The 26,722-nt window shown below is 69.8% G+C and carries 25 protein-coding genes, 1 tRNA gene and 1 riboswitch; of the genes, 16 read left to right on the plus strand and 10 right to left on the minus strand.

Going from position 1 to position 26,722, the window contains the following annotated elements; all coding sequences use genetic code 11:
• Window positions 1-16 precede the first annotated feature (16 nt).
• A tRNA-Thr gene (locus tag ACWIGI_RS24185) sits at window positions 17-92 on the plus strand.
• Between the two features lie 361 nt (window positions 93-453).
• Here the strand turns inward: ACWIGI_RS24185 and ACWIGI_RS24190 are convergent.
• The gene (locus ACWIGI_RS24190) at window positions 454-666 is read right to left on the minus strand and encodes a hypothetical protein (RefSeq protein ID WP_454204714.1); all 213 of its coding nucleotides are present in this window, start codon (window positions 664-666) and stop codon (window positions 454-456) included.
• Window positions 663-962 carry a hypothetical protein gene (locus tag ACWIGI_RS24195; RefSeq protein WP_454204715.1) on the minus strand — a complete coding sequence of 100 codons (300 nt, stop codon included), beginning with the start codon at window positions 960-962 and terminating at the stop codon, window positions 663-665. Before ACWIGI_RS24195 ends, ACWIGI_RS24190 begins: the two co-directional genes overlap by 4 nt.
• Window positions 963-1,156: 194 nt before the next feature.
• Between ACWIGI_RS24195 and ACWIGI_RS24200 the strand changes: the two genes are divergently transcribed.
• Window positions 1,157-2,278 carry a helix-turn-helix domain-containing protein gene (locus tag ACWIGI_RS24200; RefSeq protein ID WP_454204716.1) on the plus strand — a complete coding sequence of 374 codons (1,122 nt, stop codon included), beginning with the start codon at window positions 1,157-1,159 and terminating at the stop codon, window positions 2,276-2,278.
• A 697-nt stretch (window positions 2,279-2,975) separates the two neighbouring features.
• Window positions 2,976-3,257 (plus strand): hypothetical protein, encoded by a 282-nt coding sequence (locus ACWIGI_RS24205; protein ID WP_454204717.1) that lies wholly within the window; start codon window positions 2,976-2,978, stop codon window positions 3,255-3,257.
• A gap of 269 nt (window positions 3,258-3,526) precedes the next feature.
• Here the strand turns inward: ACWIGI_RS24205 and ACWIGI_RS24210 are convergent, their stop codons facing one another.
• Both ACWIGI_RS24210 and ACWIGI_RS24215 read right to left on the minus strand, forming a co-directional pair.
• Entirely contained in the window at window positions 3,527-4,591 is a 1,065-nt protein-coding gene (locus ACWIGI_RS24210) for an NAD(P)H-dependent amine dehydrogenase family protein (RefSeq protein ID WP_454204718.1), read from the minus strand.
• A gap of 13 nt (window positions 4,592-4,604) precedes the next feature.
• Window positions 4,605-5,393 carry an SDR family oxidoreductase gene (locus tag ACWIGI_RS24215; RefSeq protein WP_454204719.1) on the minus strand — a complete coding sequence of 263 codons (789 nt, stop codon included), beginning with the start codon at window positions 5,391-5,393 and terminating at the stop codon, window positions 4,605-4,607.
• Window positions 5,394-5,552: 159 nt separating this feature from the next.
• On the opposite strand from ACWIGI_RS24215, the gene ACWIGI_RS24220 reads away from it, so the two are divergent.
• From ACWIGI_RS24220 to ACWIGI_RS24230, 3 genes are all read left to right on the plus strand, one after another.
• Window positions 5,553-6,185, plus strand: coding sequence for a TetR family transcriptional regulator (locus ACWIGI_RS24220; protein ID WP_454204720.1), 633 nt, complete (start codon window positions 5,553-5,555; stop codon window positions 6,183-6,185).
• Between the two features lie 68 nt (window positions 6,186-6,253).
• Window positions 6,254-6,703: a DUF2752 domain-containing protein gene (locus tag ACWIGI_RS24225; RefSeq protein WP_454204722.1), complete on the plus strand. Its 450-nt coding sequence runs from the start codon at window positions 6,254-6,256 to the stop codon at window positions 6,701-6,703.
• A 246-nt stretch (window positions 6,704-6,949) separates the two neighbouring features.
• Entirely contained in the window at window positions 6,950-7,138 is a 189-nt protein-coding gene (locus ACWIGI_RS24230; RefSeq protein ID WP_354991483.1) for a hypothetical protein, read from the plus strand.
• A gap of 131 nt (window positions 7,139-7,269) precedes the next feature.
• Here ACWIGI_RS24230 and ACWIGI_RS24235 read toward each other — a convergent pair whose 3' ends face one another.
• Window positions 7,270-8,583 carry an aminotransferase class V-fold PLP-dependent enzyme gene (locus tag ACWIGI_RS24235; protein WP_454204723.1) on the minus strand — a complete coding sequence of 438 codons (1,314 nt, stop codon included), beginning with the start codon at window positions 8,581-8,583 and terminating at the stop codon, window positions 7,270-7,272.
• 53 nt (window positions 8,584-8,636) lie between these two features.
• A riboswitch (SAM riboswitch) is annotated at window positions 8,637-8,750 on the minus strand.
• A 183-nt stretch (window positions 8,751-8,933) separates the two neighbouring features.
• Between ACWIGI_RS24235 and ACWIGI_RS24240 the strand changes: the two genes are divergently transcribed.
• Both ACWIGI_RS24240 and ACWIGI_RS24245 read left to right on the plus strand, forming a co-directional pair.
• Window positions 8,934-9,593 carry a biliverdin-producing heme oxygenase gene (locus ACWIGI_RS24240; protein ID WP_454204724.1) on the plus strand — a complete coding sequence of 220 codons (660 nt, stop codon included), beginning with the start codon at window positions 8,934-8,936 and terminating at the stop codon, window positions 9,591-9,593.
• 115 nt (window positions 9,594-9,708) lie between these two features.
• Window positions 9,709-10,344, plus strand: coding sequence for a LysE family translocator (locus tag ACWIGI_RS24245; protein ID WP_454204725.1), 636 nt, complete (start codon window positions 9,709-9,711; stop codon window positions 10,342-10,344).
• Between the two features lie 16 nt (window positions 10,345-10,360).
• Here ACWIGI_RS24245 and ACWIGI_RS24250 read toward each other — a convergent pair whose 3' ends face one another.
• The 3 genes from ACWIGI_RS24250 to ACWIGI_RS24260 form a co-directional block, all read right to left on the minus strand.
• A complete protein-coding gene (locus ACWIGI_RS24250; protein ID WP_454204828.1) occupies window positions 10,361-10,825 on the minus strand; it encodes a flavin reductase family protein in 465 nt (154 codons plus the stop codon).
• 178 nt (window positions 10,826-11,003) lie between these two features.
• Window positions 11,004-11,477: a YbaK/EbsC family protein gene (locus ACWIGI_RS24255; RefSeq protein WP_454204726.1), complete on the minus strand. Its 474-nt coding sequence runs from the start codon at window positions 11,475-11,477 to the stop codon at window positions 11,004-11,006.
• A gap of 39 nt (window positions 11,478-11,516) precedes the next feature.
• The gene (locus ACWIGI_RS24260) at window positions 11,517-11,837 is read right to left on the minus strand and encodes a 2-oxo-4-hydroxy-4-carboxy-5-ureidoimidazoline decarboxylase (protein ID WP_454204727.1); all 321 of its coding nucleotides are present in this window, start codon (window positions 11,835-11,837) and stop codon (window positions 11,517-11,519) included.
• Between the two features lie 146 nt (window positions 11,838-11,983).
• Between ACWIGI_RS24260 and ACWIGI_RS24265 the strand changes: the two genes are divergently transcribed.
• Window positions 11,984-12,802 (plus strand): crotonase/enoyl-CoA hydratase family protein, encoded by an 819-nt coding sequence (locus ACWIGI_RS24265; RefSeq protein ID WP_454204728.1) that lies wholly within the window; start codon window positions 11,984-11,986, stop codon window positions 12,800-12,802.
• Between the two features lie 72 nt (window positions 12,803-12,874).
• Here ACWIGI_RS24265 and ppa read toward each other — a convergent pair whose 3' ends face one another.
• The gene (gene ppa, locus ACWIGI_RS24270; RefSeq protein WP_354991491.1) at window positions 12,875-13,363 is read right to left on the minus strand and encodes an inorganic diphosphatase; all 489 of its coding nucleotides are present in this window, start codon (window positions 13,361-13,363) and stop codon (window positions 12,875-12,877) included.
• Between the two features lie 182 nt (window positions 13,364-13,545).
• Here ppa and dacB point away from each other — a divergent pair, with 182 nt between their 5' ends.
• The 5 genes from dacB to ACWIGI_RS24295 all read left to right on the plus strand — a co-directional run bounded on the left by dacB (window position 13,546) and on the right by ACWIGI_RS24295 (window position 19,026).
• Window positions 13,546-14,970: a D-alanyl-D-alanine carboxypeptidase/D-alanyl-D-alanine endopeptidase gene (gene dacB, locus ACWIGI_RS24275; protein WP_454204829.1), complete on the plus strand. Its 1,425-nt coding sequence runs from the start codon at window positions 13,546-13,548 to the stop codon at window positions 14,968-14,970.
• 13 nt (window positions 14,971-14,983) lie between these two features.
• A complete protein-coding gene (locus ACWIGI_RS24280) occupies window positions 14,984-16,093 on the plus strand; it encodes a zinc-dependent metalloprotease (protein ID WP_454204729.1) in 1,110 nt (369 codons plus the stop codon).
• 71 nt (window positions 16,094-16,164) lie between these two features.
• Entirely contained in the window at window positions 16,165-17,130 is a 966-nt protein-coding gene (gene tilS / locus ACWIGI_RS24285; RefSeq protein WP_454204830.1) for a tRNA lysidine(34) synthetase TilS, read from the plus strand.
• A gap of 16 nt (window positions 17,131-17,146) precedes the next feature.
• Complete coding sequence (gene hpt, locus ACWIGI_RS24290; RefSeq protein ID WP_454204730.1) at window positions 17,147-17,701, plus strand: hypoxanthine phosphoribosyltransferase; 555 nt, start codon at window positions 17,147-17,149, stop codon at window positions 17,699-17,701.
• A gap of 437 nt (window positions 17,702-18,138) precedes the next feature.
• Complete coding sequence (locus ACWIGI_RS24295) at window positions 18,139-19,026, plus strand: LysR family transcriptional regulator (protein ID WP_454204731.1); 888 nt, start codon at window positions 18,139-18,141, stop codon at window positions 19,024-19,026.
• Between the two features lie 204 nt (window positions 19,027-19,230).
• Here the strand turns inward: ACWIGI_RS24295 and ACWIGI_RS24300 are convergent, their stop codons facing one another.
• The gene (locus ACWIGI_RS24300; RefSeq protein ID WP_454204732.1) at window positions 19,231-20,739 is read right to left on the minus strand and encodes an amidase; all 1,509 of its coding nucleotides are present in this window, start codon (window positions 20,737-20,739) and stop codon (window positions 19,231-19,233) included.
• Window positions 20,740-21,761: 1,022 nt separating this feature from the next.
• Between ACWIGI_RS24300 and ACWIGI_RS24305 the strand changes: the two genes are divergently transcribed.
• On the plus strand, window positions 21,762-24,035 hold the full coding sequence (locus ACWIGI_RS24305) for a serine/threonine-protein kinase (RefSeq protein WP_454204831.1): 2,274 nt from the start codon (window positions 21,762-21,764) through the stop codon (window positions 24,033-24,035).
• Complete coding sequence (locus ACWIGI_RS24310; protein WP_454204733.1) at window positions 24,032-26,653, plus strand: protein kinase domain-containing protein; 2,622 nt, start codon at window positions 24,032-24,034, stop codon at window positions 26,651-26,653. Before ACWIGI_RS24305 ends, ACWIGI_RS24310 begins: the two co-directional genes overlap by 4 nt.
• The last annotated feature ends 69 nt before the right edge of the window (window positions 26,654-26,722 follow it).

The raw sequence follows: 26,722 nt of genomic DNA on the forward strand, positions 1-26,722 counted from the left end.
CACCGCCGGAAGGCACGCCGCCTTAGCTCAGTCGGTAGAGCGCTTCACTCGTAATGAAAAGGTCGGGGGTTCGATTCCCCCAGGCGGCTCCAAGTCAGAGGCCCTTCCCCGTCAGCAGGGGAGGGCCTCTGCCGGTTCAATGTGCCGACAGTGTGCTGGCCTGGATCATCCACTTCTGATTTGTATTCAGCAGGCGGACGATCAGAGCCGAAGACACTGTGCCGACCGCCGTTGGCTCGAGGTCCTCGGTGTGCGAGCCGGATGATTGAAGCCATGGCCATCGCAGCCGGAAGTTATGGGAACAAGCCGGGCGAGGCCTTCCTTGGCGTTCGAGGGTTTCTGCGTCGCGGAGCAAGCGGGCTACGACCCCGAGACCGAGAAGCGAAGCTACCCTGGACAGCGTCAACGCCCCGGGCCTCTAGCTCAGGTCCGGGGCGTTGGCTTGTCAGCGGCTCAGTCTTCGGTCGGTTGATTGCGGTGGCCGACCGTTGGCGGTGCTCCAGCCCTCTCGCGCTCGAGGCGTCGGAGTATGTTCTCCACGCTGCGTTCCGGTGGAGTGCCGTCGGGCCAGAGTATGGCCAGTAGTAATGCGCCGCCAGGGATCAAGAACACCAGCACCCACCCGCAGATGAGCACGGCATCGTTCTGGGCGAGGTAGGCGATCATCCTCCCAGTTGCTTTCGTTCGAAAGCCGCTGAATTGCAAGAGATTTCGCGATCATTGGTGGGTTCTACGTCGATCACGATCAGGTCCAGGACTTCGACCATGGCGGTCTCGGCTTCCACATTCGCGAGCTGTTCCAGGTATTCCTCCACCGGCATCGGCCATCCGTCTGCTCCGACGACGGACCAGGAGCCATCCAAGTGCTGTAGGTAGTTCGGGCTGCCTCGATCGTGCAGGTTCTCCTTCTTCACGTACACGAATACCTCAGCCTCGATCCGTCGGAACTTGTTGCCGTCCATCGCATGAGCTCCCTTCTTCGGGTCTGTGGTGACCGCCGCCGAGGTTGAATAGGACGTGCTGTAGACCTGGCTGCGGAACTGAAATCCACGCTATGCGTGCACAATCGACCCCTCCGCGCTTACGGTGGTTGCAGGCTGTCAGCAGGGTGTTCGCAATGTGTAAACGGTCGTCACGCTCGGGGAAGGGGTGTGCGGTGGACGCTGTGCCCATGCTCGGCCAAGAGCTTCGGCGAGTAAGGGAGGCCGCGGGAATCGGGCTACGCGAGTTGGCCCGCCGAACTCATTGGAGCGCTGCCTATCTCAGTCAGGTGGAGCGCGGCCTCCGGCCGGTCGGTGAGGAGATCCGCAAGGCCTACGCCGACGTTTTAGGCACCGAGCCCGAGGCCCTGATACCGCCGCAGGGCGACCCGCTGCGCATCGCGCACGAATGGCTCTTATCCGACACACCCCCGACGGAGCACATGGCCGCAGGCCGGAGAGTGGGTTCAAGTCTCGCCGATGAGATGGAGCGTCGGGTGGTCGAGCTGCGCCGCCTGGACGACGTGGTGAGCGGGACGACGCTGCACCCGGTGGTCAGGTGCGATCTCGATGCTGCGCGGGCCGTGGTGCTGGAAGCCTCGCATGCTCCGGAAGTTCGCCGCCGCCTGCTGCGGGTGGTCGGCGAACTGTCGCAGTTGGGCGGGTGGGCCTATGCCGACGCCGGGCGATACCGCCAGGCGCAAAGTGTTTACCTGGATGGGATGACAGCCGCGACCGAAGTCGGCGACAGACCCCTTGCGGGGCAACTGCTCTCGACTCTGGCCTACTTGGTTGCCAATGTCGGAGACCCGAACGACGCCGGGCTGCTGGCTAGGTCCGCGCTGCGTGGTGCATCGGCGGACGCGCCACCCATCGTGCGGGCACTACTCGGGGAACGGGTTGCGTGGGCGGCGGCGAAAGCAAAGGACTCCGACGCTGCCTGTCGTGCCCTCGACCGCGTGGACGACGAATTCGACCGTCGCCGACCGGGAGACACCGAACCGGACTGGACCTACTGGCTGGACCGAGACGAGATCGACGTCATGCGTGCGCGCTGCGCGGTGGAGCTAGGTGACGCCGCCACCGCTGAGGCCCTGCTGACTCCGGTGGTGGATCGGTACCCGCCCGAGCGGCGGCGCGAGGCTGCGCTGTATCGAACCTGGCTGGCGGAGGCATATGCGCGGGCTGGCGAGTTCGATGCCGCTCGCACCACGCTTTCGCAGGTGCCCGGTGATACTGGGTCCGAGCGAGTGGAGCGGCGCGTGCGTGATGTTGAACAGCTGGTCCAACCCACGTAATCCATTCAAAATGAGAGGCTTCCAAGCTCAGAAGGACTCAAGTGCGAGCCGGTCCTCGCGGCCCCCGTACTTGTAGAGATCGGAGGCCATGCTTGGAGGAATCCGGCTCGTCGAGGTTGGAGCTCCTGCGGTTGGTAGCTCCCCGCCTCCTCATCGGCCCGATTGTCTCGCTCCGGAAGGACGAGTCAAGGACCAGCTGCCGCTGTCCGCTTCGCGGTGCCTACGGCATCCTTGACACGCCTTCCCTCCGCAGAGGAAGGCCTGTGTGAGGAGGTGGGGAAAGAGAAGTCCCCGGGTCAGACGGCGGTTCATCGCCGGTGAGGTCCACGCCACAAGGATACTCGTATGTGACGAAGCTCATCTTGATGCATGGCAGCTATAAATACCGCCAAGTAGGGCGCGTAACTGCTCAGATGAACGGCCCGCTACCCACCCATTTAAAGCGCCAGCCGTAGGTGATATATGCCACTGCGAAACGGGTCTGGGTAACAGGGTAAATATGCCGAAAACCGTCGCCGACCTCATGACAGTCGCTGAATCTGGGTTTGTAGGTCTACGCTCCCCATCAGCAACTACGCGGTCTGACCGGGGGATTTGTTCCAGTAGAGCCGTGCTCCGCCCTGGCAAGAGGGCGGAGCACGTTCCTCGGCGGCCGTCGCAGTGCGTCCTGTATTCCAATTCGCAAGGAGAGGCGCCAATGGCGACCATAACTCTTGGTATCGAGCAGTTCAACCGCTCCATCGGGTCGGTGATCGCGTCCCATTCGTCCACGACGGAGGCTACGTCGGGGTTGGACCACAATCCCACCGCGCAGGTTCTCGCGTTACTTTTGGCTTCTGCGATTGCCGTCATCGTGGCCCAGGCCGTCGGCTTCGGCCTTCGGCTTGACGGGACCAGTCCCATCAAATCCGCCGTAAGCGGCGGTAGCGCTGGGGTGGTCGTTCTCGGAATCGGCTTTACGTTGATCACGGCGCTGTAAGCGCAGGTGCGTCGGATACCTGACGACAATCGCGGCGACAGTCGACTACTGCGTCGACGTGGCTGGCGTCTGGAGTTCACCGTCTCCCAGCCGCTCCAGCACGTCGCCTGACCCACGTAATGAAAAGGTCAGGGGGTTTGATTCCCCCAGGCGGCTCCGCGAAAGGCCCCCGATACTTCGGTATCGGGGGCCTTTTCGTGTGGTGGGGCGGGGTTTTCGGGCGTTGTGCACAGCCCGGGGGACGGGTGGGGATGGATCTGGCGGACCGGTCAGGAGAACAGGCCGCGGCCGGTCGTCAGGGGGAGGTCGGTGGCGGTCAGGAGGCCGGGGCGGGCCGTGACCACCGCGGGGACCGCGCTGACCAGGCGGGCCGCCGTGCCGACCACGCCCGCTTCGGCGTGGTCGCCGTTGCTGTAGAGCTGCAGGTCCAGGGTGTAGTCGGGTTCGCCCTTGATTTCCACTCGGTAGCAACCCTTTCCGGCCGGTTGGGGCCAGTCGGGGGCGAGGTCGGGGTGCAGGCGGGTGACGTGTTCGAGGGTCAGGAGGGTGCGGTCGCCGCGCACGCCGTGCAATTGGAAGCGCAAGGCTGCGGCCGTGCCGGGTTCGATGACACGGTCGCCGACCTTGATCGGTTCGGTGGCGGGGAGGCGTTCGAAATGCTGTGTCACGGTGTCTATTTCGACATCGAGGGCGTTGGCCAGCTGGCGGATGACGCTGCCCCAGGCGAGGGTGAGGACGCCGGGTTGCAGGAGCAGGGGCAGGTCGTCCAGCGCGCTGCCGAAGCCCATGATGTCGAAGACGACCTTGGGGTTGTCGTAGGTGGAGTAGTCCATGATCTCCGAGCAGACGATGGCGTCTATCCGCTCCGAGCCGCTGGAGAGCACCAGGGGCAGCCAGTCGTTGGCCCAGCCGGGGTCGATGCCGTTGACCCAGAGCGAGGCGTTGCCCGCTTCGGCGGCTTCGACGATGGGGGCGATGGCCTCGTCGGGGAGGGTGCCGTAGGGGAACTGCAGGAAGACGGGGCTGCTGGAGACCACGTTGATGCCCGCGCGCAGGAAGGTCTTCAGGTCCTCGACCGATTCCATGAGGCGGTCGTCGGCCATGGCGGTGTGGACTATGCAGTCCGGTTTCAAGGCGATGAGGGCCGCGGCGTCGGTGGTCGCGAGGACGCCGGTTTCGCGGTCCAGGCCCGCGAGTTCGCCCGCGTCCCTACCCGCCTTGGCGGGGCCCGATACCCAGACGCCGACCAATTCGAGCTCGGGTCGGGCCAGGATCGAGCGCAGGGCGCGGCGGCCGACGTTGCCGGTACTCCATTGGACTACGCGATATGTCATGACGGACTCCGGTTCACAGGTCGGGGAGGCCGAGTTCGAGGTTGGGGGCCTCGATGCCGCCGTCGACTTCCAGGATCTTGCCGGTGATGTAGCCGCCGGCGGGGGAGCACAGGAACACGATCGCGGCGGCGATTTCCCAGGGCTCGCCGAGGCGCTTGAGCGGGGTCGCGGACTCCATGCGGGCCTTGATCTCCGGGTTCTGGGCGACGACGTCCAGGGCCGAGGTCAGGACCGAGCCGACGGCGATCGCGTTCACGCGGATGCGGGGGGACAGGTCGGTGGCGGCCATCCGAGTCCAGTGCGCGAGGGCGGCCTTGGCGGTGCCGTAGGCGAGGAAGCCGCGGCCGGCGGTGCGGCCGAGCATCGAGGAGATCGAGACCACCGAGCCGCCGCCGGTCTGCAACAGGTGCGGGACCGCGGCCTGGGTGAGGGCGTGCGCGGTGGAGACGTTGAAGCGGAAGGCGTCTTCCAAGAACTGGGGGGAGGTGGTGGTGAAGGTGTTCGGCATCGTGCCGCCGACGTTGTTGACGACGATGTCGAGGCGGCCGAGTTCGGCGGCGGCCGTGTCGGCGAAGGCGGTGACGTTCGCCAGGTCCGACAGGTCGGTGGGCACGGTGATCGCGCGGCGGCCCAGGGCGCGGATCTTGCCGGCCACCTCCTCGATCTGCGCCGGGGTGCGGGCGGCGAGGGCGACATCGGCGCCGGCCTCGGCGAGGGCGAGCGCGGTGGCGGCGCCGATGCCGCGGCCCGCGCCGGTCACGATGGCCACGCGGCCGTCCAGTCGGAAAGAATCAAGAATCATCGGGTGCGGTCCCTCTCGGTGATGGCGGTCACACGAAGCTTTAAGAACATTAGCTTAACTGTCAAGGTGGAGTTCTTTCCGCCCTGGTGGCGGCTATTCTGCATACGGTGGAACCGTGCCCCGGGCGTGCGGTCGGCCGGCGATGAGGGAGGTGCGGCGATGGCGGTGACCGAGGCGCGGGAGCGGATCATCCTCGCGGCGGAACAGCTGATCGCGGAGCGCGGGCAGAGCGTGCCGCTGCGCGACATCGCCGCGGCGGCCGGGCAGCGGAACAACTCGGCGATCCAGTATCACTTCGGGTCGCGGGACGGGCTCATCGAAGCGGTGGTCGAGCTGCGGATGGGGACCCTCGAGGTGCGGCGGCTGGAACTGCTTGCGGAACAGGCGGGTTCGGGCACCGAGGTGGGGGTGCACGAGCTGCTCGAGGCCCTGGTCATCCCCATGTTCGAACTCGGGGAGCGGCACGGGATCAATCACTACGCGCGCTTCCTGGAGCAGGTGCACACCCACCCGGCGGTCACCGACGCGAGCAATCTGGAGAGCGAGGCGCGCACGTCGGTGCGAGTCATCATGCAGCGCTTGGACGGTGCGCTCCCGGAGCTGACCCCGCGCCTGCGCGTGCGGCGGTTGCGCGCGCTGTCGACGGCGCTGTTCGCGCTGCTCGCCGATCACGAGCGCGCGGTCGAGGCCGGGCGCATCGCCGCGGGGGATGTGAATGCCTGGGGAGAAATCGTGGACATGCTCGCCGGGGCGCTCACCGCACCGGTCAGCACCCGCGTGCCGCTGCGCTGACCGGACCGGCTCCGGGGGTGCGAAGTCGGCGGTGACCTGGCAGGTCCCGGAGGGCGCCGCTAACGTTGATGCTCGTGGACACCGCTCTCGGATTCGAAGCCAGGACCCGCCCCAATCGGTGGGGTGTGGGTCTTCCGTTGCTCGTGGGCGGCGGGGTGGCGGCGGGGTTCGCGGCCTTGCACTTTCGCGACCCGCACGTGGAGGGGTCGTGGGGGCTGTGCCCGTTCCAGGAGCTCACCGGTTATTGGTGCCCCGGCTGCGGCGGGCTGCGCGGGCTGCACAATCTGACCGACGGCCGGGTGCTCGACGCGATTCAGAGCAACGTGCTGATCGTCCCGCTGCTACTGGGGTTCCTCGTCTTCTGGAGTGCGTGGCTGGTTCGCGCTTGGCGTGGCAACCCGAGGCCCCGACTACCCAAGGTGCTGCCGCGCTCCGCGCTGTGGGTAGTCCTCGTGCTGCTCTTCGCTTTCACCGTGCTGCGCAACACCCCGTGGGGGACGTGGCTCGCTCCGGTGTGACGGGTCGTGGTCCGCGTGGCGGACCGTGCACCTGTGGATGATTCGCCGGCGCATCGCCTCCTGAACGGGAGCTATCGGGCATTTCGTGCGCTCAGTGCCGGTCGGCAGGTTGTGCACAGCTGTGGATAACTCGGCGTTGCACCGTATTCCAGTTGGCATCGAGTTCCGCCCGAGGCGGGCATCGAGTACCGCACCCCGGCGGCGTGCCGGGGGAATGAGAGCCGACGGCCGGGGCATGCTCTCGCTATGAGCGATTCATTGCGAGAGCGGGTGCGGGCCAAGCTGATCCGGCAGTTGGCGGAGGACGGGCCGCCCGACATCGAGCAGGAGGACGGCCGGCAGCTGTCCGTGCAGGACGATCTCGATCTGCTGAACGCCGTGGGCGACGACGACCCGGTGGTGGAGGAGCTCGCGGCGCGATACCTGGTGCCGTAGCGCGATCGCTGGCGGATCGGCGCGCGGAGCACCCGCGATCTCGATCGGGTCCTGTTCCCGGTGGCCGTGTCTCACGTGCGGTACCGCGGTCGCATCGAATCCTATTCGATGCGACCGCGAACGCCGGGACGTCAGAACCCGCAGGGGGCCGCACCCGCGTCGGTGGCGGCGAACGGGCGGGTTTCGGGAGAGAGGTTCCAATGGCCGTCAGTTTTGGCGTAGTCCCAGCCCGGACCCTTGTGGACGAGTGTGGATATCGCGTCCACGAGGCGATCCACATCCGCGGCGGTGGTGCCCAGTCCGATGCTGGCCCGCAGCGCCGCGTCCACACCGAGGCGGGCGAGCAGCGGATGCGCGCAGAAGCGCCCGTCACGCACCCCGATGCCGTGCTCGGCCGACAGATACGCCGCGACCTGCCCGGGTTCGAAACCGTCCACGGTGAACGCGACGATGCCGACCGCGTCGGTGCTGTCCCGCCACACCCGCAGGAAGTGCACGCCGGGAACGGTTGTCAATCCGTAGCGCAGCCGCTGCGTGAGGTACCGCTCGTGCTCGAGCACCTCGGTCTCGTCGAGTCCGGCGAGGGTGTCGCAGGCCGCGGCGAGCGCCGCCACGCCCAGGACGTTCGGCGACCCGGCCTCGTGGCGCTGCGGGGCGGGCGCCCATTCCACGCGGTCCGGGGTCACCGAGCGCACGGCGCCGCCGCCGGCCAGGTAGGGCTCGGCCGCGTCGAGCCAGTCGCGGCGGCCGACCAGCACGCCCGCGCCGAAGGGCGCGTACGCCTTGTGCCCGGAGAAGGCCAGGTAGTCGATGCCCGTGGCGCGCAGATCGATTCGCCGGTGCGGGGCGAGCTGCGCGGCGTCGACCAGGATGCGGGTCCCGCACTGGTGCGCGATCCACGCCAGCCGCTCCAGCGGGAGCAGCTCGCCGGTCACGTTGGACGCGCCCGTGATCGCCAGCAGCGCGGCGGGTTTGGCGCAGAGTTCGGCGACCACGCGCTGAACGGTCTCCTCGATGGTGTCCGCGACCGGCACCACCCGGCGGCCGTGCCGGGTCCACGGCAGGAAGTTGGCGTGGTGTTCCACGTCCAGCACGACGGTGTCCCCGGGCACGCAGGCCGCGAGCAGGTTCAGCGCGTCGGTGGTGTTGCGGGTGAACACCGTGACCTGGTCGTCGGCGGCGTTCAGGAAGCGGGCGACCGAACCGCGCGCGGCCTCGTAGCAGTCGGTGGACACGCGCGAGGCGTAGCCCGCGCCGCGGTGCACGCTGGCGTAGTACGGCAGCAGTGCCGCGACCCGGTCCGTGACCTGCGCCAGCGCCGGTGCGCTGGCGGCGTAGTCGAAGTTGGCGTAGTCGATCTCGCCACCCTGGACGAGGGGTACGCGCAGGTCGCAACCGGAGACGGTGGCGAGGGGGGCACAGCTGCGGTCGGCGAAAGCAGTCATCACGAAATCCCATCGGGGCAAGGGACGCGCGATCGGAGAAAAGAATGATCGAGAGTCCGCGCTTGCCGCGCCCGGTCGGGCGGCGGCCCGGTCGTCACCTGGAGCACCCCACCGCGGAGGAGGGTTGCCGACCAGCTAGCCAGGGCTTTGCGCTGGTACTCATGACCTGATTGAGAAGGCTTGCAGACGATCGGCGGCATTGTCAACCCCTTCCGGAAAATCATCCGAAAGTTGGATGGGCTGGGGCGGAAAGGTCGAATCGCGAGAACGTTGCTGACCCGTACAGTCGATTTTGAAGTTAGGGTAGCCAAAGTAGTGCGCCCTGGGAGTTGAAGCGAGGATGCTCGATCATGTTGGAGACCAGCACACCGTTCTCGACGCTCATCCGCACCGCGACCGAGCAGCAGCACGCCGAGGCGGAGCATTCCACGTTCATGCGCGACCTGCTCACGGGTCAGCTGGGCGTGGAGGCGTTCTACCGCTACACCTCGCAGCTGTGGTTCGTCTACGAGGCACTCGAAAAGGACACGGCCGCACTGGCTTCGGACCCCGCCGCGGGCCCGTTCATCCGCCCGGAGCTGGCGCGCCTGGCCGCGCTGGAGACCGATCTGGCCCACCTCGGTGGACCGAACTGGCGTGACGAGCTGACCGCGCTGCCCGCCACCGCCGCCTACGCGGCCCGGGTGCGCGAATGCGCGCAGACCTGGCCCGCCGGCTACGTGGTGCACCACTACACCCGCTACCTGGGCGATCTCTCGGGCGGCCAGGTCATTCGTGGCACCGCCGAGAAGCTGTGGAACCTGCCGAAGAAGGGCGACGGTGTGCGGTTCTACGTCTTCGACGAGATCGCCAATCCGGCCGCGTTCAAGCGCGAGTACCGGGCGAATCTGGACGCGCTGCCGCTGGCCGCAGGCGAGGTCGAGCGCGTCCTGGACGAGGCCCGCCTCGCCTTCTCCCTGAACACCGACGTGTTCCGCGAACTGGGCACGGAGTTCGGCGCGCGAATCTGAATTCCGGACGCCCGGAAGGCCGTTGACCCGTTTCATCAGGGCGGGCGGCGGTCTTCCCGCTCACCCATGGCGGTATTCCCTTGCATCCACCTCGGTGATGCGCTGCCATGGGTGAGTGAATCCCGCTCTGCTGCTGAGCTTCATCGGGCTGTGCGTGCTGCTGGCCCTGACTCCCGGTCCCGACACCTTCCTGGTGCTGCGCTACGCCATGGCCGGTCCGCGTCCGGCGATCGCGGCGGCCGCGGGGTCGGCGGCGGGTGGCATCGTCTGGGCGCTGGTGGTCGCGGCGGGTGTCGCGGCGCTGCTGGAGCAGTCCGCCACCGCCTATCGCGTGCTCAAGGTGATCGGCGGAATCTACCTGGTGTACCTCGGGGTTCGGGCGCTGCTCGCGCATCGGCGGGCCCGGCGGGAGGCGGAGTCGGAGCTCACGGGCGCTGCGCCGCAGGGGCGCGCGGCCTCGGTTCGCTCGGCGTTCGCCGCCGGTTTGCTGTCCTGCGTGCTGAACCCGAAGGTCGGGCTTTTCTATCTCGCCGTGCTGCCGCAGTTCCTCACCGAGGTGACCTTCGCGAACACCCTGGCGCTCGGCGCGATCGAATCCGTCATCGCCGCGATCGAGATGGTGCTGCTGGCGATGGTGGCCGCGCGGGCGGTGGAGCTGTTGCGCCGGCCGCGGGTGCGAGATCGGCTGGAGCAGTTGAGCGCGGGGATTCTCGCGGCGCTGGGCGTGGGCACCGCGGCGTCGGCGACCTGACCCTCCGCGCTGCGAATCAGTCCGCGATCTCCGCGCGGTGATACGCGCCGTCGTAATACACCAGCGGCCCGACCGCGGGTGCGTCCTCGGTGTTGTCGTGCACCCGCGTCACCAATCCGATGACGAGGGTGTGGTCCCCGATCGGAATGAGCTGGTGCACGGTGGCGCGCACCCAGATCGGGGTGCCGTGCAGCACCGGTTCGCTCGTCTCGAGCGTCGTCCACAGCGACCGGTCGGTGAAGCGTTCCTCCGCGGTCCGGCTGAAGCGCTGCGCGAGGTGCTTCTGGTGCTCGCCGAGGAAGTGCACGACGAACGATTCGGCCTTGGTCATGGCGGCGATGCTCGACGAGGTGGCCGCGATGTTGAACGAGATGAGTGGCGGCTGGGCTGAGAGCGAGGCGAACGAGGTCGCGGTGAAGCCGACCGGCCCGCCGTCGGAGTTCAGGGTGACGATGGTGACGCCCGCGGGGTAGTGCCGCATGGCGGCGCGATACTGCTGGGCGGTGATGCCGCTCAGGTCGTCGGGCACGTGGAGCTCGGCGCCGGGCGTCGGAGAATCGGTCACCTTCCGAACCTACGTTGTCGAGCCGCCGGATATTCCGCACGGTCCGAAATTGAGTCGTTCGGTTTGTCCCGAATGCACGATGCGGTGATCGCGGTCAGTCCACGTCGATGGCCAGCCCGGCGGTGATGCGCACGAGTTCGCCGAAGGTGGTGCGGAAGACCGTGTTCGGATGCCCGCCGGCTGCCCACAGCTCCCCGTGCGCCGCCAGCGCGGTGTCGATGAAGGTCGGCAGATTGAGCGGATGCCCGACCGGCGCGACGCCACCGGCCGGTTGCCCGGTCAGCTGCCGGACCATGGTGACGGGTGCGCGGCAGAGCGTCCCCTCCAATCTTCGCCCGGTGGACTCCAGATTCACCTGGTGCGCGCCCGAGACCAGGAGCAGCACCGGATCGTCGTCCAGCAGGAAAACCAGGGATTTGGTGATCGCTCCCAGTGCGACCCCCAGCGCCTGGGCGGCGTCCTGCGCGGTGTGTGCGGGACGGGGCTGGGTGAGGATCACCCCGTGGTGCCCGCGGGCGATGAGTGTGTCGGAGACTCTGGCAGCGACCGGTGGTAAGGACCTGCGCATGGGACAAGGGTAGAGCGATTGCGGTGGATGTGCCGGGGTTCAGTATTCGGGATATCCCGCTTCCGGCCCGAGCATGCGCGTGAGCCGAGCGCGGGTGATGCGTGCCAGCTCGGCGACCGTCCGGTCCGAAACGGATTCGTGCGCACAGGAATCGAACGCTTCGGCCAGGCCGGCGGGGGACAGGGCGTGCAGTTCCGCGTCGGCGGCGGTGAAGAGGGCGTCGTAGCCCGGGTAGGGCCGGCCGTCGGCGATCTTCTCGGCCCAGGTGACGCTGCAGCAGCATTCGTAGAGGGCGTGGATGGCACGGCGGCGGGGGAGGGAATTGAAGTGGTCGAGGCCGAGCCCGTGATGCATCAGCATCAGGACCTCCATCACGGTGAGCGCGGTTCGGGGGGCCGAATAATGGTCTGTCCGGCAGGTGATCGGAAACCAGTGCGCCGCATCAGATTTAGCACAGGATTTACACCGCCCGCCCGGACCTTCCGCACCCCCGATACGCTGGACCGATGACCGATTGGAAGGCTTTCGAGGTCGAGAGCAAGGACCACGTCGCGACGGTGACGCTGACCGGCCCCGGCAAGGGTAATGCCATGGGCCCGGACTTCTGGCGTGAGCTGCCGCTCATCTTCGGCGAACTCGACGCCGACCCCGAGGTGCGGGCCATCGTGCTCGCCGGTTCGGGTAAGCATTTCTCCTACGGGCTGGACCTGCCCGCCATGGCGCCGGTCTTCGGGCCGCTGCTGGGCGGCGCGCTGGCGGGGCCGCGCACCGACTTCCTCAAGCAGGTGCGGTCCATGCAGGATTCGGTCACCGCGGTGGCGAACTGCGTCAAGCCGGTGATCGCGGCCGTGCAGGGCTGGTGCATCGGCGGCGGGCTCGATCTGATCGCGGCCGCCGACATCCGCCTGGCCAGCGCGGACGCCAAGTTCAGTCTGCGCGAGGCCAAGGTCGCGATCGTGGCGGACATCGGTTCGCTGCACCGGCTGCCGGGCATCATCGGCGAAGGCCACCTGCGCGAGCTCGCGTACACCGCCAAGGACATCGACGCGGCGCGGGCGGAGAAGATCGGCCTGGTCAACGACGTCTTCGAGGATCAGGACGCGGTGCTGGCGGCGGCGCACGCCATGGCGCGGGAGATCGCGGACAACCCGCCGCTGGTGGTGCAGGGCATCAAGGACGTGCTCGATCAGCCCAAGGCGGGCAAGGTCGCGGACGGCCTGCGCTACGTGTCGGCGTGGAACTCGGCCTTCCTGCCCTCGGAGGATCTGACCGAGGCGATCCAGGCCGTGTTCGAGAAGCGGGCGCCGCGCTTCCAGGGGAAGTAGCTTTTCGCGAAGCCGTGAAAACGAAAGGGTGGCACGGAATTCCGTGCCACCCTTCGTCGTGTCAGCGCGAGCTCAGTGGCCCTGCTCCTGCAGGCGCGCGTACGCCTCGGTGACGAGCTTCTCGGCCTTCTCGCGGCCTTCCCAGCCCTCGACCTTGACCCACTTGCCGGGCTCGAGGTCCTTGTAGCGCTCGAAGAAGTGCGAGATCTCCTTGCGCTGGAACTCCGGGATGTCCTCGACGTCCTGGATGTGGTTCCAGCGCTTGTCGCCGGCGGGCACCGCGACGAGCTTCTCGTCGGTGCCGGCCTCGTCGCTCATGATGAGCACGCCGACGGGGCGGGCCTCCACGATCACGCCCGGGAAGACCGGCTCGGGCAGCAGCACCATGCAGTCGAGGGGGTCGCCGTCGCCGCCGAGCGTGTTCTCGATGTAGCCGTAGTCGGCCGGGTACATCATGGGGGTGTACAGGTAGCGGTCCAGCCGCACGCGTCCGGTCTCGTGATCAACCTCGTATTTGTTGCGCTGACCCCGGGGGATCTCGATGGTGACGTCGAACTCCACGTCATCTCCTTTTTCGGTGGGCGGTAGGGCTGCCGACTCGCCAGCTCGTTCGGGGGAACGACTGCGCAACGAGGATAGTGTGGGACCCGGGTGCGTGGGTTCGGCAGGGACGCCCGAGGCTTATTCGACGCCCGAGGCAGACATCAGGGAGACGGCGGCAGGTGGCTCGGAACAAGCAGAACATGGGTGGGCTGGAAGCCAAGCGGCGTCGTAAAACCTGGATCGTGGTCTCATCGGTGCTGGTCGTGGTGCTGGCGGCCGGTACGGCGGTGGTGCTGACGGTGCAGCCGTGGACCGAGGAGTTCCGGCACGGCGGCTTGACGATCGCCGCGCCGCCCTCGCCGGTGCGCGCGCTGCAGCAGCTGAGTCCCGCGCCGGCGACCGCGCCCGCGCCGACGGCCGCCGGGCTGTCGGCCGCGCTGGCGCAGGTGGCGACCACGCCGGATCTGGGTGTCTTCGCGGCTTCGGTGACCGACGCCGAGACCGGAAACGTGCTCTGGACAATGGATCCCGACAAACCCATGATTCCGGCGTCCAACGCGAAGGTGCTGTTGAGCGCCGCCGCGCTGCTGGCCCTGCCGCCCGATCACCGGGTGACCACGCGCGTGATGGCCGGGACCGCGGGCAACGAGCTGGTGCTGGTCGGCGGCGGCGATCCCACGCTCACCGCGCAGCCGGACGGTAAGGGCTACTACGAGAACGGGCCCCGGCTCGCGGATCTGGTGCAGCAGATTCGCAAGACCGGCCGCAAGTTCGACACCATCGTCGTCGACACCTCCGCGTACGCGGGCCCGACCATGGCCAAGGGTTGGGATCCGGTCGATATCGGCGGCGGATCCATCGCGCCGATCGAATCGGTGATGATCGACGGCGGCCGGCTCGATCCCCTGATCGAGTACTCCCCGCGCACCACCACCCCGGCGCTCGACGCCGGGCGGCGGCTGGCGCAGGAGCTGGGCGTCGATCCGGGGAAGACGCGGATCGGGAACGCCTCCCCGGGCGCGGTGGAGGTCGCCGCCGTGCATTCCGCGCCGCTGCGGGATCGCCTGCGCGACATGATGGTTCATTCCGACGACGTACTGGCCGAGACCATCGGCCGGGAGATCGCGGCGGCCACCGGCGCGGAACTGTCCTTCGACGGCACCGTCACCGCCATGGGCACCACGCTGCGCGCGGCCGGTTTCGACACCGCCGGACTGACGCTGCACGACACCAGCGGGCTCTCGGTCGACGATCTGATCCCGCCGCGCCTGCTCGATCGCCTGGTCGCGGTCGCGGCGCTGCCGTACAACGCTGGTGCGCAGGCCACTTCGGGCCCGGACGCGGGCGCCGCGGATCCGCTCGCCGCGCTGCTGGACTATCTGCCGGTCGCGGGCGCCACCGGGACCCTCGCCGAGCGCTACACGGAGCGTAATCGCGCGGCGGCGGGCTGGGTTCGCGCCAAGACCGGAACTCTGGACGTGGCAAGCTCGTTGGTGGGGTATGTGCTCGACAACGACGGGCGCGTACTCACCTTCGCGCTGATGTCGAACCAGCGGCTCCCCGGTGCGAGCCGTCCGGCGTTGGATGCCTTCGCCGCGGTCCTGCGCAATTGTGGCTGCTCCTGACGGGTGGATGAATATGACCGAATCCCACGACAATTCGGCCGCCGGTGCTCACCGTGACGGCGTGCTGGTCGAGACCGGTTCCAGGTCCCGTTCGGCGCTGACCGGCGCCGTGGACTGGACGCTGGCCGCCCGCACCGGCGCCGCGCTGGTGCCCGCGGGTCCGCGCACCACCCGGCACGCCGCCGAGCAGGCGGTGGCCGAGTTGTCGGCCGCCTCGATCCGGGCCGAGGGCCCGGTGCGCGAGGTGAGCGGGCTCATCGACGACGGCGCGATTCCGGCGGCGCGGGTGGTGGACCGGCCGGGCTGGATCACCGCCGCCGCCGATTCCATGGCCCAGCTCACCGGCACCGGGGTCGATCCGGCCGAACAGGGCCGGTTCGCGGGCAAGCCCGGCGGCGTGCAGGCCGGGGCCATGCTGGCCTTCCTGTCCACCGCGATCCTGGGGCAGTACGACCCGTTCAGCGGCCCGGACGGGACGCTGCTGCTGGTCGCGCCGAACATCATGGCGGTCGAGCGCGCACTCGGGGTGCCGCCCAGCGACTTTCGGCTCTGGGTCTGCCTGCACGAGGTGACGCACCGGGTGCAGTTCTCCTCCGCGCCGTGGCTGGCGGAGTACATGCAGCGCAACGTGGAACTGCTCGGCGAGGCGGGTGACGAGCCGCTGCAGGACATGCTCGGGCGGCTGCTGGAGGCGGTCAAGGAGCGCCGCCGCGGCGAGCCGGACCCGGCGGGCGGCGTCGTCGGGCTGCTGCGCGCCACCCAGGCCGAACCGCAGCGCGAGGCCCTCGATCGCCTACTCATGCTCGGCACCCTGCTCGAAGGCCACGCCGACCACGTGATGGACGCCGTCGGCCCGGCCGTGGTGCCGTCGGTGGCCCGGATCCGCTCGGCGTTCGATCAGCGCCGCCGCCGGCCCGGCAACCCGCTGCAGCGCCTGCTGCGGGCGCTGCTCGGCATGGACGCCAAGGTCGCGCAGTACGTGCGCGGCAAGGCCTTCGTGGACGAGGTGGTGAACACCGTCGGCATGGACCGCTTCAACACCATCTGGACGAACGCCGAAACCCTGCCCCGCACAGCCGAAATCGGCGAGCCCCAGCTCTGGGTGTCCCGAGTCCTGGGATAGCGGGGACTCCGTGCGACGATCTGGTGGTGAGTGACCGTCCCCGACTGCCCGAGACGCGAGCCGCGTTGGTGATGCGGCACGCGGTGCGGGAGTGGCTCGGGCGGTACCTGCCACCGGGTGGGGTGGTGGCCGTCGGGTTGTCCGGGGGTGCGGACTCGCTGGCGTTGACCGCCGCCGCGGTGGTCGAGGCCGAGGCGGTGGACGCGCTCGTCGTCGATCACGGATTGCAGGAGGGGTCGGGGGACGTCGCCGGGGACGCGGCGGCGGCGGCGCTGGGGCTGGGATGCCGATCGGCGCGGGTGCTGCGGGTCGAGGTCGGGCGGGCGGGCGGGCCGGAGGCGGCGGCGCGGCGGGCGCGTTACGAGGCGCTGGATCGGGCGCGGGGCGGGCTGCCGGTGTTGCTCGGGCACACCCTCGACGATCAGGCCGAGTCGGTGTTGCTCGGGCTGGCGCGCGGGTCGGGCGGGCGGTCCATCCGGGGCATGGCCGAGTTCGACGAGCCGTGGGGGCGGCCGCTGCTGGGGGTGCGGCGGGCGGTGACGCGGCAGCTGTGCGCGGACGCCGGGCTGACGCCGTGGGAGGACCCGCACAATCTCGCGCCGGAGTTCACCCGGGTGCGGCTGCGGACCGAGGTGCTGCCGCTGCTGGAGGAGGTGCTGCAGGGGGGCGTGGCCCCGGCGCTGGCCCGGACGGCGGCGCAGCTGCGGGAGGACGGCGAGGCACTGGACGCGCTCGCTGAAAGTTTGCTGGCTGCGTCTCGTAATGGGCGTGGACTCGAGATCGAGACGCTCGCCACTGCGCCGGCCGCGATTCGCCGCCGCGCCATTCGTGCCTGGTTGCTCGAGGGCGGCGCAAAATCATTGACGGACACCACTTTACGTGCGGTGGAGGCGCTCGTGACGCGATGGCGGGGGCAGGGCGGGGTCGCGCTCGGGGGTTCACCGAGTGGGACGAGGTTGGTTGCCGCGCGTGAACATGGCACGCTCATACTTGGCTGGGACCGCGTCGACACCGATGCCGGTCGACACCATCAGTGAAGGGATACCAGCGGACGTGTACGGGGACGACATCGCGTCGGTGCTGATCAGCGAGGACGAGATCGCGGCGAAGGTCGACGAGCTCGCGGCTCTGGTAGCCAAACGTTATCCGGCCGACGCGCCCGAGGGCGATCTGCTGCTGGTGGGCGTGCTCAAGGGCGCGATCTTCTTCATGACCGATCTGGCGAAGAAGCTCACCGTGCCCACCCAGATGGAGTTCATGGCGGTCTCCTCGTACGGTTCCTCGACCTCGTCGTCGGGCGTCGTGCGGATCATGAAGGACCTCGACAAGGACATCGCGGGCCGTAACGTGCTGATCGTCGAGGACATCATCGACTCCGGCCTGACCCTGTCGTGGCTGCTGCGCAACCTGTCCAGCCGCAATCCCGCCTCGCTCGAGGTGGTGACCCTGCTGCGCAAGCCGGACGCGCTGCGCACCCAGGTGGACGTCATGGCCGTCGGCTTCGACATCCCGAACGAGTTCGTGGTGGGCTACGGCCTCGACTACGCCGAGCGCTACCGCGATCTGCCGTACATCGGCACCCTGCACCCGAACGTCTACGGGGGCTGAGGCCGGGGGCGAACGCCCCGCCGGGCCCGGTTCCCGATCGAGCCGCCGACCGATTCCGGTTGGCGGCTCGGCTGTCTCCGGGTGTGCGGCGTGTCATCCGATGGGCGTTTCGCCCTTCCTGTGATGAAACTCACGTTCGACGGCCGGCGGCTGTGATCCGGTTGGCCGGGCGGCGTTGCTGGGTGGCGGCGCTCGAGTCGCGCCGGTCGGCGCGGGTGTGTAGCGTGCTGTGTGTTACTGCTGGTCACATGCCCGCATGACATCCCGCCTCCGCCACGGGCGTGAATGGCCAGGAATTCGCCCTACCGGTTACCGGAATGTTACGGCCTGGCCCTATGCTCTCTGTAACAAACCTGATGGCTGTTTTCTGAGTCGATTTCCGACTTTCGAACCAGATACGGCTGGTAATTCAAGACCGATTCTGATAGCAAGGGGCTATGGACCCGCATTTGCGCGACCTGCGGTATTTCGTCGCCGTCGCTGAGGAACTGCACTTCACCAACGCCGCCCAGCGGCTGCACATCGCACAGCCGACCCTGTCCCGGCAGATTCGGCAGCTCGAACGCCAGCTCGACGTGGTCCTGTTCGACCGCAACCAGCGCAGCGTCGCACTCACTGTCGCGGGCAAGGAACTCCTGGAAGGCGCACGCCGCATCCTGGAGCTGTGGGAAGTCACCAACGTCGCACTGCAGGAGGCGGGTGAGGTGCTGCGCGTCGGCATCCAGTCGTCCATCGGGCGCGGCCTGATCACCGACCTGGAGAGCGCCAGCGGCCACCGGCTCGCCCTGCACTCCGCGTCCTGGACCGACCCGTCCAGCGGGCTGGCCGGGCGCCAGGCCGATCTGGCGCTCATGTGGCTGCCCGTGCCCGACACCGGCCGCTACCGCTGGCAGGTGCTGCGCACCGAACCGCGCTGGGTGCTGCTGCCGGAGAACCACGCGCTCGCGGGTCAGGAGACCATCGAGTTCGCGGATCTGGTGGACGAGCCCTTCATCGCCATGCCCGCCGAAGCCGGTGCGGCCCGCGACTTCTGGCTCGGCGCCGACGCCCGCAACGGCCGCCAGGCCAAGATCGGCGCGGAAGCGGCCACCGCGGAGGAGCGCCTGGAGGCGGTCTCCCTCGGACTGGGTGTCTGCCTGCTCGCCGAGAACAACGTCCCGATGTACCGCTGGCCCGGCCTGACCGCGCGTCCCGTCTCCGGACTGGCTCCGTGCGAACTCGCCGTCGCCTGGCGCGCGGACGACGACCGCCCGACCATCCTCGAGTTCGCGGCCCGCGTGCTCGACGGCGGTTTCGCGGTGCGCGTCCCCGCCACCCAGGGCTAGTACCACCGCTCCGGGATTCTCGCGGGGCACGGGTGCGTCGGCCGCTCGCGGTCGCGACGTCGGTAGCCCGTTCCCGGTGGGTCATCCGCCTCGCGTGAGCAGTGCTCGCTCGCAACGGTTGTGGCCTCGGGTCGGAGGCGATGCCACCGCCGTTCGGCATGCGAAAAGGGCAGTCCCCTCGGGGGACTGCCCTTTTCGTGTCTCTCAGGGGTGGGTGCGGCGCCAGGGGAGGATGGACTCTATCTGCGCGGCCAGGCGCAGCAGGGTCGACTCGCTACCGGGCGGGCCCGCGAGCTGGGCGGCCAGCGGCATGCCGGTGCGCGGATGCACGCCGGTGGGTACCGAGATGGCGGGCCAGCCGACCAGGTTCCACAGCGGCGTGAACGGGGAATAGCTCACGTTCGCAACCACATTGGCGAGCCACGGACGGCGGTGCCAGCGGCCCGCGCGGGGCGGCGAGGTGGCCAGCGTGGGGGTGATGACCACGTCGTAGCGCTCGAACCAGTCGAGCAGGCGGGCCTCGATGCGATCGACCTGCGCGGCGCGCACCAGGCCGCTGCGCAGCGCCAGCGCGCCCAGGGCGACGTGGGTGCGGGTGCGCGGCTGCAGCATCTCCGGGTAGGGGACGGTCGCGGCCTCGCGGGCGGCGTTGGCCACCCAGCGCAGCATGAGCGCGAAAGTCGCGCCCTGATAGGGGAGTTCGGACACCCCGATCGTGTGCCCGGCGCGCGCGGCGGCCGCGGCGGCGCGATCGGCCGCGGTGGTCCAGGCGCGGTCCACCCGGCCCAGGGGCAGCGGCGGCGCGGTGGCCAGTCCGATGCGCAGGGCCGGCGGCGACTCCAGGTCGGCCAGCGCCGCGCGATCCGCGAGGACCGACAGCATGAGCGCGGCATCGGCGACAGTCGTTGCCAGCACGCCGTTTTCGGTCATCCCGCCCCAGGAATCCACCCCGACCTCGGCGGGCACCAGACCGCGCCCGGGCTTGAGCCCGACCACGCCGCAGCAGGCCGCCGGAATGCGCACCGAACCGAGCCCGTCGTTGCCGTGCCCGAGGGTCACCATGCCCGACCCCACCGCCGCTCCGGAGCCGCCGGAGGAGCCGCCCGCGCTGAACCGCTGGTTCCAGGGGCTGCGCGTGATGCCTTCGGTCGAATCGGTGACGCCCCACAGCCCGAGTTCGGGCACGCTGGTGAGCCCGACGACCACCGCGCCCGCCGCGCGCAAACGCCGCACGACCGGGTGATCCGTCGCGGCGGGCAGGCCGTCGCCCGCCAGCGAACCGGCGCGGGTGACCTCGCCCGCGACGTCGACGTTGTTCTTCACGACCACCGGCACCCCGGCCAGCGGCAGCATGTCCAGATCCGGCCGATCGGCGAGCGCCCGGGCCTCGGCCAGGGCGGCGTCGGTGCGAATCACGCTGAACGCGTTGACTTTCCGATCTCGGGCGTGAATGCGGTCGAGGGCGTCGCGCACCATCTGCTCGGGGGTGACCGAACCCTGCTGCACGGCGGCGGCGATTCCGGTCGCGGTGGTGGCGTCCACCGGCGGTAGGGGGTCGAGGAAGGGGGAGGAGTCGGGGGCGGGACTCGCCGGATGGGCCTCGGTGCGCGAGAGTGCGTCGTGTTCGATGTTCGCGCCGGTGGAGTCGTCCATATTCATCAGTACCCCGTTCACCGCCGTGCGGTCCGCTAGCGCGGTGCCCTCGTCGTACATGCTGGTGTTCCCCCGTCGTTTCGAGTCGAAATCGGGTGATCCGCTGTGCAGGCGCAAGTTATCATTTCCCGCAATTGCTCGGGGATGATGGTGTCGGGTGTGGCGGGAAATTATCCGCGACAGCAAGAGTTCGACAGTGCGGACGCCGTCCGGCGATGTCCGCGCCGAGCCAGATAGGTGCGGACATGGCTTCAGGTTCCGAGCGCCACCGCGGCCCGCACTCGGCGGGAACGGAATTCAGCGCGGTCGCGGCCTTCACCGCGGCCTGGGGTTCCGGTGCCGGGGCCGATCCGCCGAGCATCTCCGACTACCTGCCCGACGCCAGCACACTGCGCCGGGACGCCCTGCTCGAGCTGATCCGCGTCGATATGCGCCACCGCTGGCTGCGCCGCGCCGCGCCGCATCTGGCGCCCGGCTCGCTCCGTAAGCGCCTGACCGAGTACTGCGCCGAATTCCCCGAGCTCAGCGCCCGGGATCTGCCGCCCGGGCTGGTGTACGAGGAGTTCGTGATCCGCCGGCACAGCGGTGAGCGCGTCGACCCCCGCGACTGTCTGCGCGAGTACCCGGATCAGGCCGTGGAGCTGCGGGAACTGCTCATCGCCGATGACGTGGACCAGAGCACCCGGGCGCCGGGGCTGGACGCGGCCACGCGGGACGCGCCGGAGTCACTCGGTGACGGTGAGTCCACTCGTGTCGGGACCCCGCCGCGGCGGTTCAGCACGGCCGGACTCGGCGAGTCGACGCGCCTGGGCCCGGTGGACGACGACGGCGAAGCGACCCAGCTGGGTCCCGTGCCCGGTGATGAGGGTGAAGCGACCCAGCTCGGCCCCACGCCGGATGACGAGGGCGAAGCGACGCAACTCGGTCCCGCGCCCGGCGACGAGGGCGAGGCAACTCGACGCGGTCCCGCGCCCGGTGATGAGGGCGAGGCGACCCAACTGGGCCCCGCGCCGGGCGACGACGGTGAAGCCACCCAACTCGGCTCCGCACCGGATGACGAGGGCGAAGCCACCCGGCGCGGCGTGCCGCCCGGCGTGCGCACCCGGCCCGGGAAATCCCCGGGCGATTCGATTCCGCTGAGCGAACTGTTCGGTGACGCGACCCGGGCGGCCGGGGACCCCTTCGGGGAGTCCACGCGCGCCGAGGACTTCTTCGGCGAGCTCACCCGCGCCGGGTCCGGGCCGGACGAGTCCGCTCGGGCCCGCGCACTCGACGAATCCACGCGGGCGGGTTCGCTCGACGACGCCACGCGCGCGGGTAGCGGGCTCGACGAATCCACCCGGGCCGGTTCCGGCCCCGACGCCACCGGGGCCGACAGCGGGTCGGACGACGCCACGCGCGCCGGGCAGACGCCCGACGACTCGACCCGCGTCCCCGACACCGGCGAGGTGCAGGCCGAGACCCGCGCCACCGGCGGCCTGGCCGCGCCCGCGATGAGCGACCTGCTCGACCGCATCGAAATCGGCCAGAGCATAGACGATTTCGACCTGCTCACCGGGCTGGGCAGCGGCGCGTTCGCGCGCGTGTTCCTGGCCCGTCAGCGATCGCTGCAGCGGCTGGTGGCGGTCAAGATCTCCGCCGACCACGGCACCGAACCGCAGACCCTGGCCCAGCTCGACCACGACTACATCGTGCGGGTGTTCGATCAGCGGCTGATCTCGGGGATCCGGTTCGAGTCCGGGCGGCGGCTGCGGCTGCTGTACATGCAGTTCCTGCCCGGCGGCACCCTGCTCGGCGTGCTGCGCTGGGTGCGCGCGACGCCGCTCGCCGAACGCAGCGGGCAACTGCTGCTGGACGCGGTGGACGCGGCCATGGAGGAGAAGGGTGAGATCCGGCCGACCGATTCCAGCGTGCGCGCCGAGATCGCGGGGCTGACGTGGCCGGAGGCCGTCGCGTGGCTGGGCCGCCGATTGGCCGAGGCGCTGGACTACGCCGACGGGCACGGTGTCCTGCACCGCGACGTGAAGCCCGCGAACATCCTGCTCACCGCCGAGGCGGTGCCCAAACTGGCCGACTTCAACATCAGTTTCGCGCGCAATCTGGAGGACGCCAGCCCGGTCTCGTATTTCGGCGGCTCGCTGTCCTACATGTCGCCCGAGCAGCTCGAGGCCTGCCATCCCGGGCACGCGCACACCGCCGCCGACCTGGACACCCGCGCCGACATCTACTCCCTCGGCGTGGTGCTGTGGGAGCTGCTCACCGGTGCGAAGCCGTTCGACGACAGCACCGCCGGTCCCGGCGACCACGGCGACCGCACGACCCTGGAGGCCATGCTCGAACGCCGGCGCGGCGGCGTCGACGCCCCGGCGCTGGAACGGGTGCCGCAGGACTGCCCGGCCGCGCTGCGCCGGGTCCTGCTGACCTGCCTGGCCCCCGATCGCGAACAGCGCTGGAGCAGCGGCGCGGTGCTGGCCGAGCAGTTGTCGCTGTGCCTGGACCCGCGCGCCCGCGACCTGGTGGATCCGGCGCCGAACAGCTGGCGAATGCGCTTGCGGCCCTGGCTGGTTCCGCTGGTGACCCTCGCGGTCGCGATTCCGAACATCCTGGTCTCGGTGTACAACATCCTGCACAACGACACCCTGATCGTGAGCAGGCTCTCGGCCGAGGCCGAACGCAGTTTCACCCTCACCACCGCCACGGTGAACTCGCTATTCTATCCGATAGGCATCGCGGTCATCATCTATCTGTGCCGCCTGGTCATCTCGGTGCCGCGGGGACTGCGCAAGGGCCGTGAATACGACGCGGAGACGCTGCGCCGGGCCCGCACCGACGTCCTGCTGTGCGGTGAGCGCATCTCCTTCGTGGTGTTCTCGCTCTGGGTGCTGGCGGGCATCACGTTCCCGATCGCGCTACGGCTGGCCACGGGGGAGATACCGGCGCGCGGCATGGTGCACTTCCTGGTGTCGCTGGTGGTGTGCGGCGCCATGGCCGTGGCGTATCCGTTCTTCCTGGTCACCTTCTACCTGGTGCGCTGTATCTATCCGATGTTCCTGCGCGAGGGCGTCAGCGCCGATGACGTCGCCCTGCTGCATCGGCTGGGACGGCGCTGCACGAGTTACCTGGCGGTGGCCGCCTCGGTGCCGCTGCTGGCGGTGGCGGGCGTGACGTTCCTGCCGCCGGACGACATCCCGCTGGTGATCGTGGCCGTGCGCGTACTGAGTGTCGGAGGCATCGCGGCCTTCGTGGTCGTGTACATCATGTTCCGTGCACTGGAAGCGGATCTGCGAGCCCTCGAACGGGTCGGTGCGTCCGTGCGGTCCCCGGAATCGAGGGAGCATGCGGGCAGCCGGGCGTGAGTGAGCACGCGCGGCGCGCCCTGGCCCGTTTCGCGGCCGAGTGGGAATCGCTGCTGCGCGGGCACCGCCGGGAACCGCCGTCGCCGGCGCACTACGTGCCGGACGCGGCCGCGGTGCGGCTCGAGGTGCTGGTCGAACTGGTGCGGGCCGACATCTCCCAGCGGCGCAGGCGCGCGGGCCTGGAGAAGCGGGTCTCGGCCTACCGCACCGAGTTTCCGGAGATCACCGGCAGCCCGGACTACGCGGAGCTGGTATACGAGGAGTTCCTGGTCCGAGGCCGGTACGGGCCGCTGGACCCGGAGGTCTTCGGCGCCGACTACCCGGAGGTCGCGGGCGAGTTGCGCGAGCGCCTGCGCGCGGGAACCCCGGCCGCGGCCCCCGCGGAGCTGCCCGCCGACATCGCGGTGGGTCGGACACTGGACGATTTCGATCTGCTCACCGATCTCGGCGGGCAGGCGCACAGCCGGATGTTCCTGGCCCGCCAGCGCTCGATGCAGCGGCTGGTCGCGGTGCGGGTGGACGCGGGCGCCGACAGCGACACCCACACCGTCGCCCAGCTCGAACACGACTACATCGTGCGGGTTTTCGATCAGCGGCTGCTGACCGCCGCGTCCGGGAAGTCGTTGCGGCTGCTGTACATGCAGTACCTGCCCGGCGGCAATGCCGAGGGCGTGCTGCGGTCGCGCCGCGAGCGGGGTGCCGCGGCCGGGGGCGCGGTGCTGCTGGACGCGGTGGACGCGGCCATGGAGTCGCGGGGTGAGATCCGCCCCGCGGGTTCGCGCGTGCGCGCCGAGATCGCGGCCGCGACCTGGCCCGAAACCGTGGCCTGGGTGGGGCGCAGGCTCGCGACGGCCCTGGACCACGCCAATCGGGAAGGCGTGCTGCACCACGACATTCGGCCCGCCAACGTGCTCTTCACCGCCGAGGGCGTGCCGAAGCTCGCGGATTTCGCCCTGGGCCCGCGCTTCTGGAATCCGGCGTCGGCCGGCCTGGACGGGGCGCCGCCGGACCAGCTCGCCGACCTGCGCTGGCGCGCCCCCGAGGCCCTGGCCGCCGCCGTCGACTCGTCCGCGCCCCTCCCCGACACCCGCGCCGACATCTACTCCCTCGGCCTCCTGCTCTGGGAGATGCTCACCGGCGCACCGCCGTTCGAGGATCCGCTGCCGGACGAGGCGGGCGCACCCGATGATCGGCCGGGGGCGAAGACGCCACCGTCGCCCGGGGAATCCGTCGTTCCCGGTGATGGGTATCGGCCCGGCGAGTCGCCTGCTCCCGATGACCGCTCCGGCTCGGCTGCGCCCTCCGGGCCGGCGGACGCGGGCGTGTCCGGCGATCGCTATCGTCCGGATGAGTCGACCGAGCCCGGCGCTCGGCGGCTGCCGGCTGTGCCGCTCGCAGCACCTGATTCGACCGCGCCGGGGTATCTGCCCGGCCCGGACGCGGTGCCTGTGCCGGGGACGCCGAGCCAGGTCGATGACGAGACGTCCGAGAGCGATCCCCGGGCGCGGGATACGAGTGCTGCGCGCGGAAACCACGGTCCGGACGTGGGTTTCGGCCAGCGGGTGATCGCGGGAATGCTGGCGCGGCGGCGGGCGGGGGTGCCGGACGCGGCGCTCGCGGGGTTGCCCGCGGATACGCCGTACGCGCTGCGGCGGGTGCTGCTCGAATGCCTGGACCCCGACCCGGACAACCGGCGGTCGAGCGGAGCCGAGCTGGCCGGGCAGTTCGATCTGTGCCTGGACGCTCGGGCCCGCGACCTGGTGGATCCGCCGCGGCGCAGCTGGCGGGCGCGGGCGCGCGGGTGGGCGATTCCCATCGCGACGCTGTGCCTCGGACTGCCCAATCTCCTTGCCAGCGTGTACAAGATCCGGCTCAGCGGGAGCCTGATCGGGCAGCACCTGACCGCCGCCGAGCAGCAGACCTACGCCGACACGGTGCTGGTCGCCAACCTCATCGCCTTTCCGCTCGCCGGGCTGCTCCTGCTGTGGCTGGCCCGGCGGCCGCTGACCGTCTCCCATCGGCTCGCGCGCGGGCATCGATTCTCCGACGCCGAACTCGCGCGCGCCCGCGCCGACACCCTGCTGGTGGGCGAACGCGCGGTGTGGGTGGCGGCGGGCGCCTGGATAGCCTCGGGCCTGGGCTGGCCCACCGCGCTCGTGCTGGCCGGAGTTCAGTTGCCCGACAACGCCCTGGCGCAGATCTGGATCGGACAGCTGGTCTGCGCGGCCATGGCGCTGGCCTACCCGTTCTTCCTGATCACCGTGTACTCGGTGCGCTCGCTGTATCCGCCGCTGCTCACCCACGGCACCGTCGGCCCCGCCGACCGCGACAGGATGCGCCGCCTGGCCCGGCGCAGCAACTGGTATCTCGGTGTGGCCGCCGCGGTTCCGCTGCTCGGCGTCGCCTCCGCGTCGCTGGTCCCGAGCGCCGACCTGGGTCTGGTGATCGACACCGTCCGCTGGCTCAGCGTCGGCGGCGTCCTGGCCTTCGCCGGGAGTTACTGGCTGTCCAGGCTGCTGGAGGCCGATCTGCTGGCGCTGATCCGCGCCATCCCCGCCGAACGGGGGCACACCGCCGGCGCGGTCGGCCGGAGCGCCCGATCCGCTGACCGGTCCTGATCGACGACTGCCCACGCCACCGCCCGCGTCGGCGTGCGTCGTCACCGCACCGGCCGAAACGGCCGGGGC

The organism is Nocardia sp. NPDC055321, assembly GCF_053645575.1.

Coding starts and splice junctions, on each gene's coding strand:
- ACWIGI_RS24265 (WP_454204728.1), top strand. CDS start 11,984: ATGACCGATTGGAAGGCTTTCGAGGTCGAGAGCAAGGACCACGTCGCG.
- ACWIGI_RS24230 (WP_354991483.1), top strand. CDS start 6,950: ATGAGCGATTCATTGCGAGAGCGGGTGCGGGCCAAGCTGATCCGGCAG.
- ACWIGI_RS24205 (WP_454204717.1), top strand. CDS start 2,976: ATGGCGACCATAACTCTTGGTATCGAGCAGTTCAACCGCTCCATCGGG.
- ACWIGI_RS24240 (WP_454204724.1), top strand. CDS start 8,934: ATGTTGGAGACCAGCACACCGTTCTCGACGCTCATCCGCACCGCGACC.
- ACWIGI_RS24260 (WP_454204727.1), bottom strand. CDS start 11,837: ATGCTGATGCATCACGGGCTCGGCCTCGACCACTTCAATTCCCTCCCC.
- ACWIGI_RS24255 (WP_454204726.1), bottom strand. CDS start 11,477: ATGCGCAGGTCCTTACCACCGGTCGCTGCCAGAGTCTCCGACACACTC.
- ACWIGI_RS24215 (WP_454204719.1), bottom strand. CDS start 5,393: ATGATTCTTGATTCTTTCCGACTGGACGGCCGCGTGGCCATCGTGACC.
- tilS (WP_454204830.1), top strand. CDS start 16,165: ATGCGGCACGCGGTGCGGGAGTGGCTCGGGCGGTACCTGCCACCGGGT.
- ACWIGI_RS24280 (WP_454204729.1), top strand. CDS start 14,984: ATGACCGAATCCCACGACAATTCGGCCGCCGGTGCTCACCGTGACGGC.
- ACWIGI_RS24195 (WP_454204715.1), bottom strand. CDS start 962: ATGGACGGCAACAAGTTCCGACGGATCGAGGCTGAGGTATTCGTGTAC.
- ACWIGI_RS24250 (WP_454204828.1), bottom strand. CDS start 10,825: ATGCGGCACTACCCCGCGGGCGTCACCATCGTCACCCTGAACTCCGAC.
- ACWIGI_RS24210 (WP_454204718.1), bottom strand. CDS start 4,591: ATGACATATCGCGTAGTCCAATGGAGTACCGGCAACGTCGGCCGCCGC.
- ACWIGI_RS24300 (WP_454204732.1), bottom strand. CDS start 20,739: ATGTACGACGAGGGCACCGCGCTAGCGGACCGCACGGCGGTGAACGGG.
- ACWIGI_RS24190 (WP_454204714.1), bottom strand. CDS start 666: ATGATCGCCTACCTCGCCCAGAACGATGCCGTGCTCATCTGCGGGTGG.
- ACWIGI_RS24225 (WP_454204722.1), top strand. CDS start 6,254: ATGCTCGTGGACACCGCTCTCGGATTCGAAGCCAGGACCCGCCCCAAT.
- dacB (WP_454204829.1), top strand. CDS start 13,546: ATGGGTGGGCTGGAAGCCAAGCGGCGTCGTAAAACCTGGATCGTGGTC.
- ACWIGI_RS24235 (WP_454204723.1), bottom strand. CDS start 8,583: ATGACTGCTTTCGCCGACCGCAGCTGTGCCCCCCTCGCCACCGTCTCC.
- ACWIGI_RS24295 (WP_454204731.1), top strand. CDS start 18,139: ATGGACCCGCATTTGCGCGACCTGCGGTATTTCGTCGCCGTCGCTGAG.
- ACWIGI_RS24220 (WP_454204720.1), top strand. CDS start 5,553: ATGGCGGTGACCGAGGCGCGGGAGCGGATCATCCTCGCGGCGGAACAG.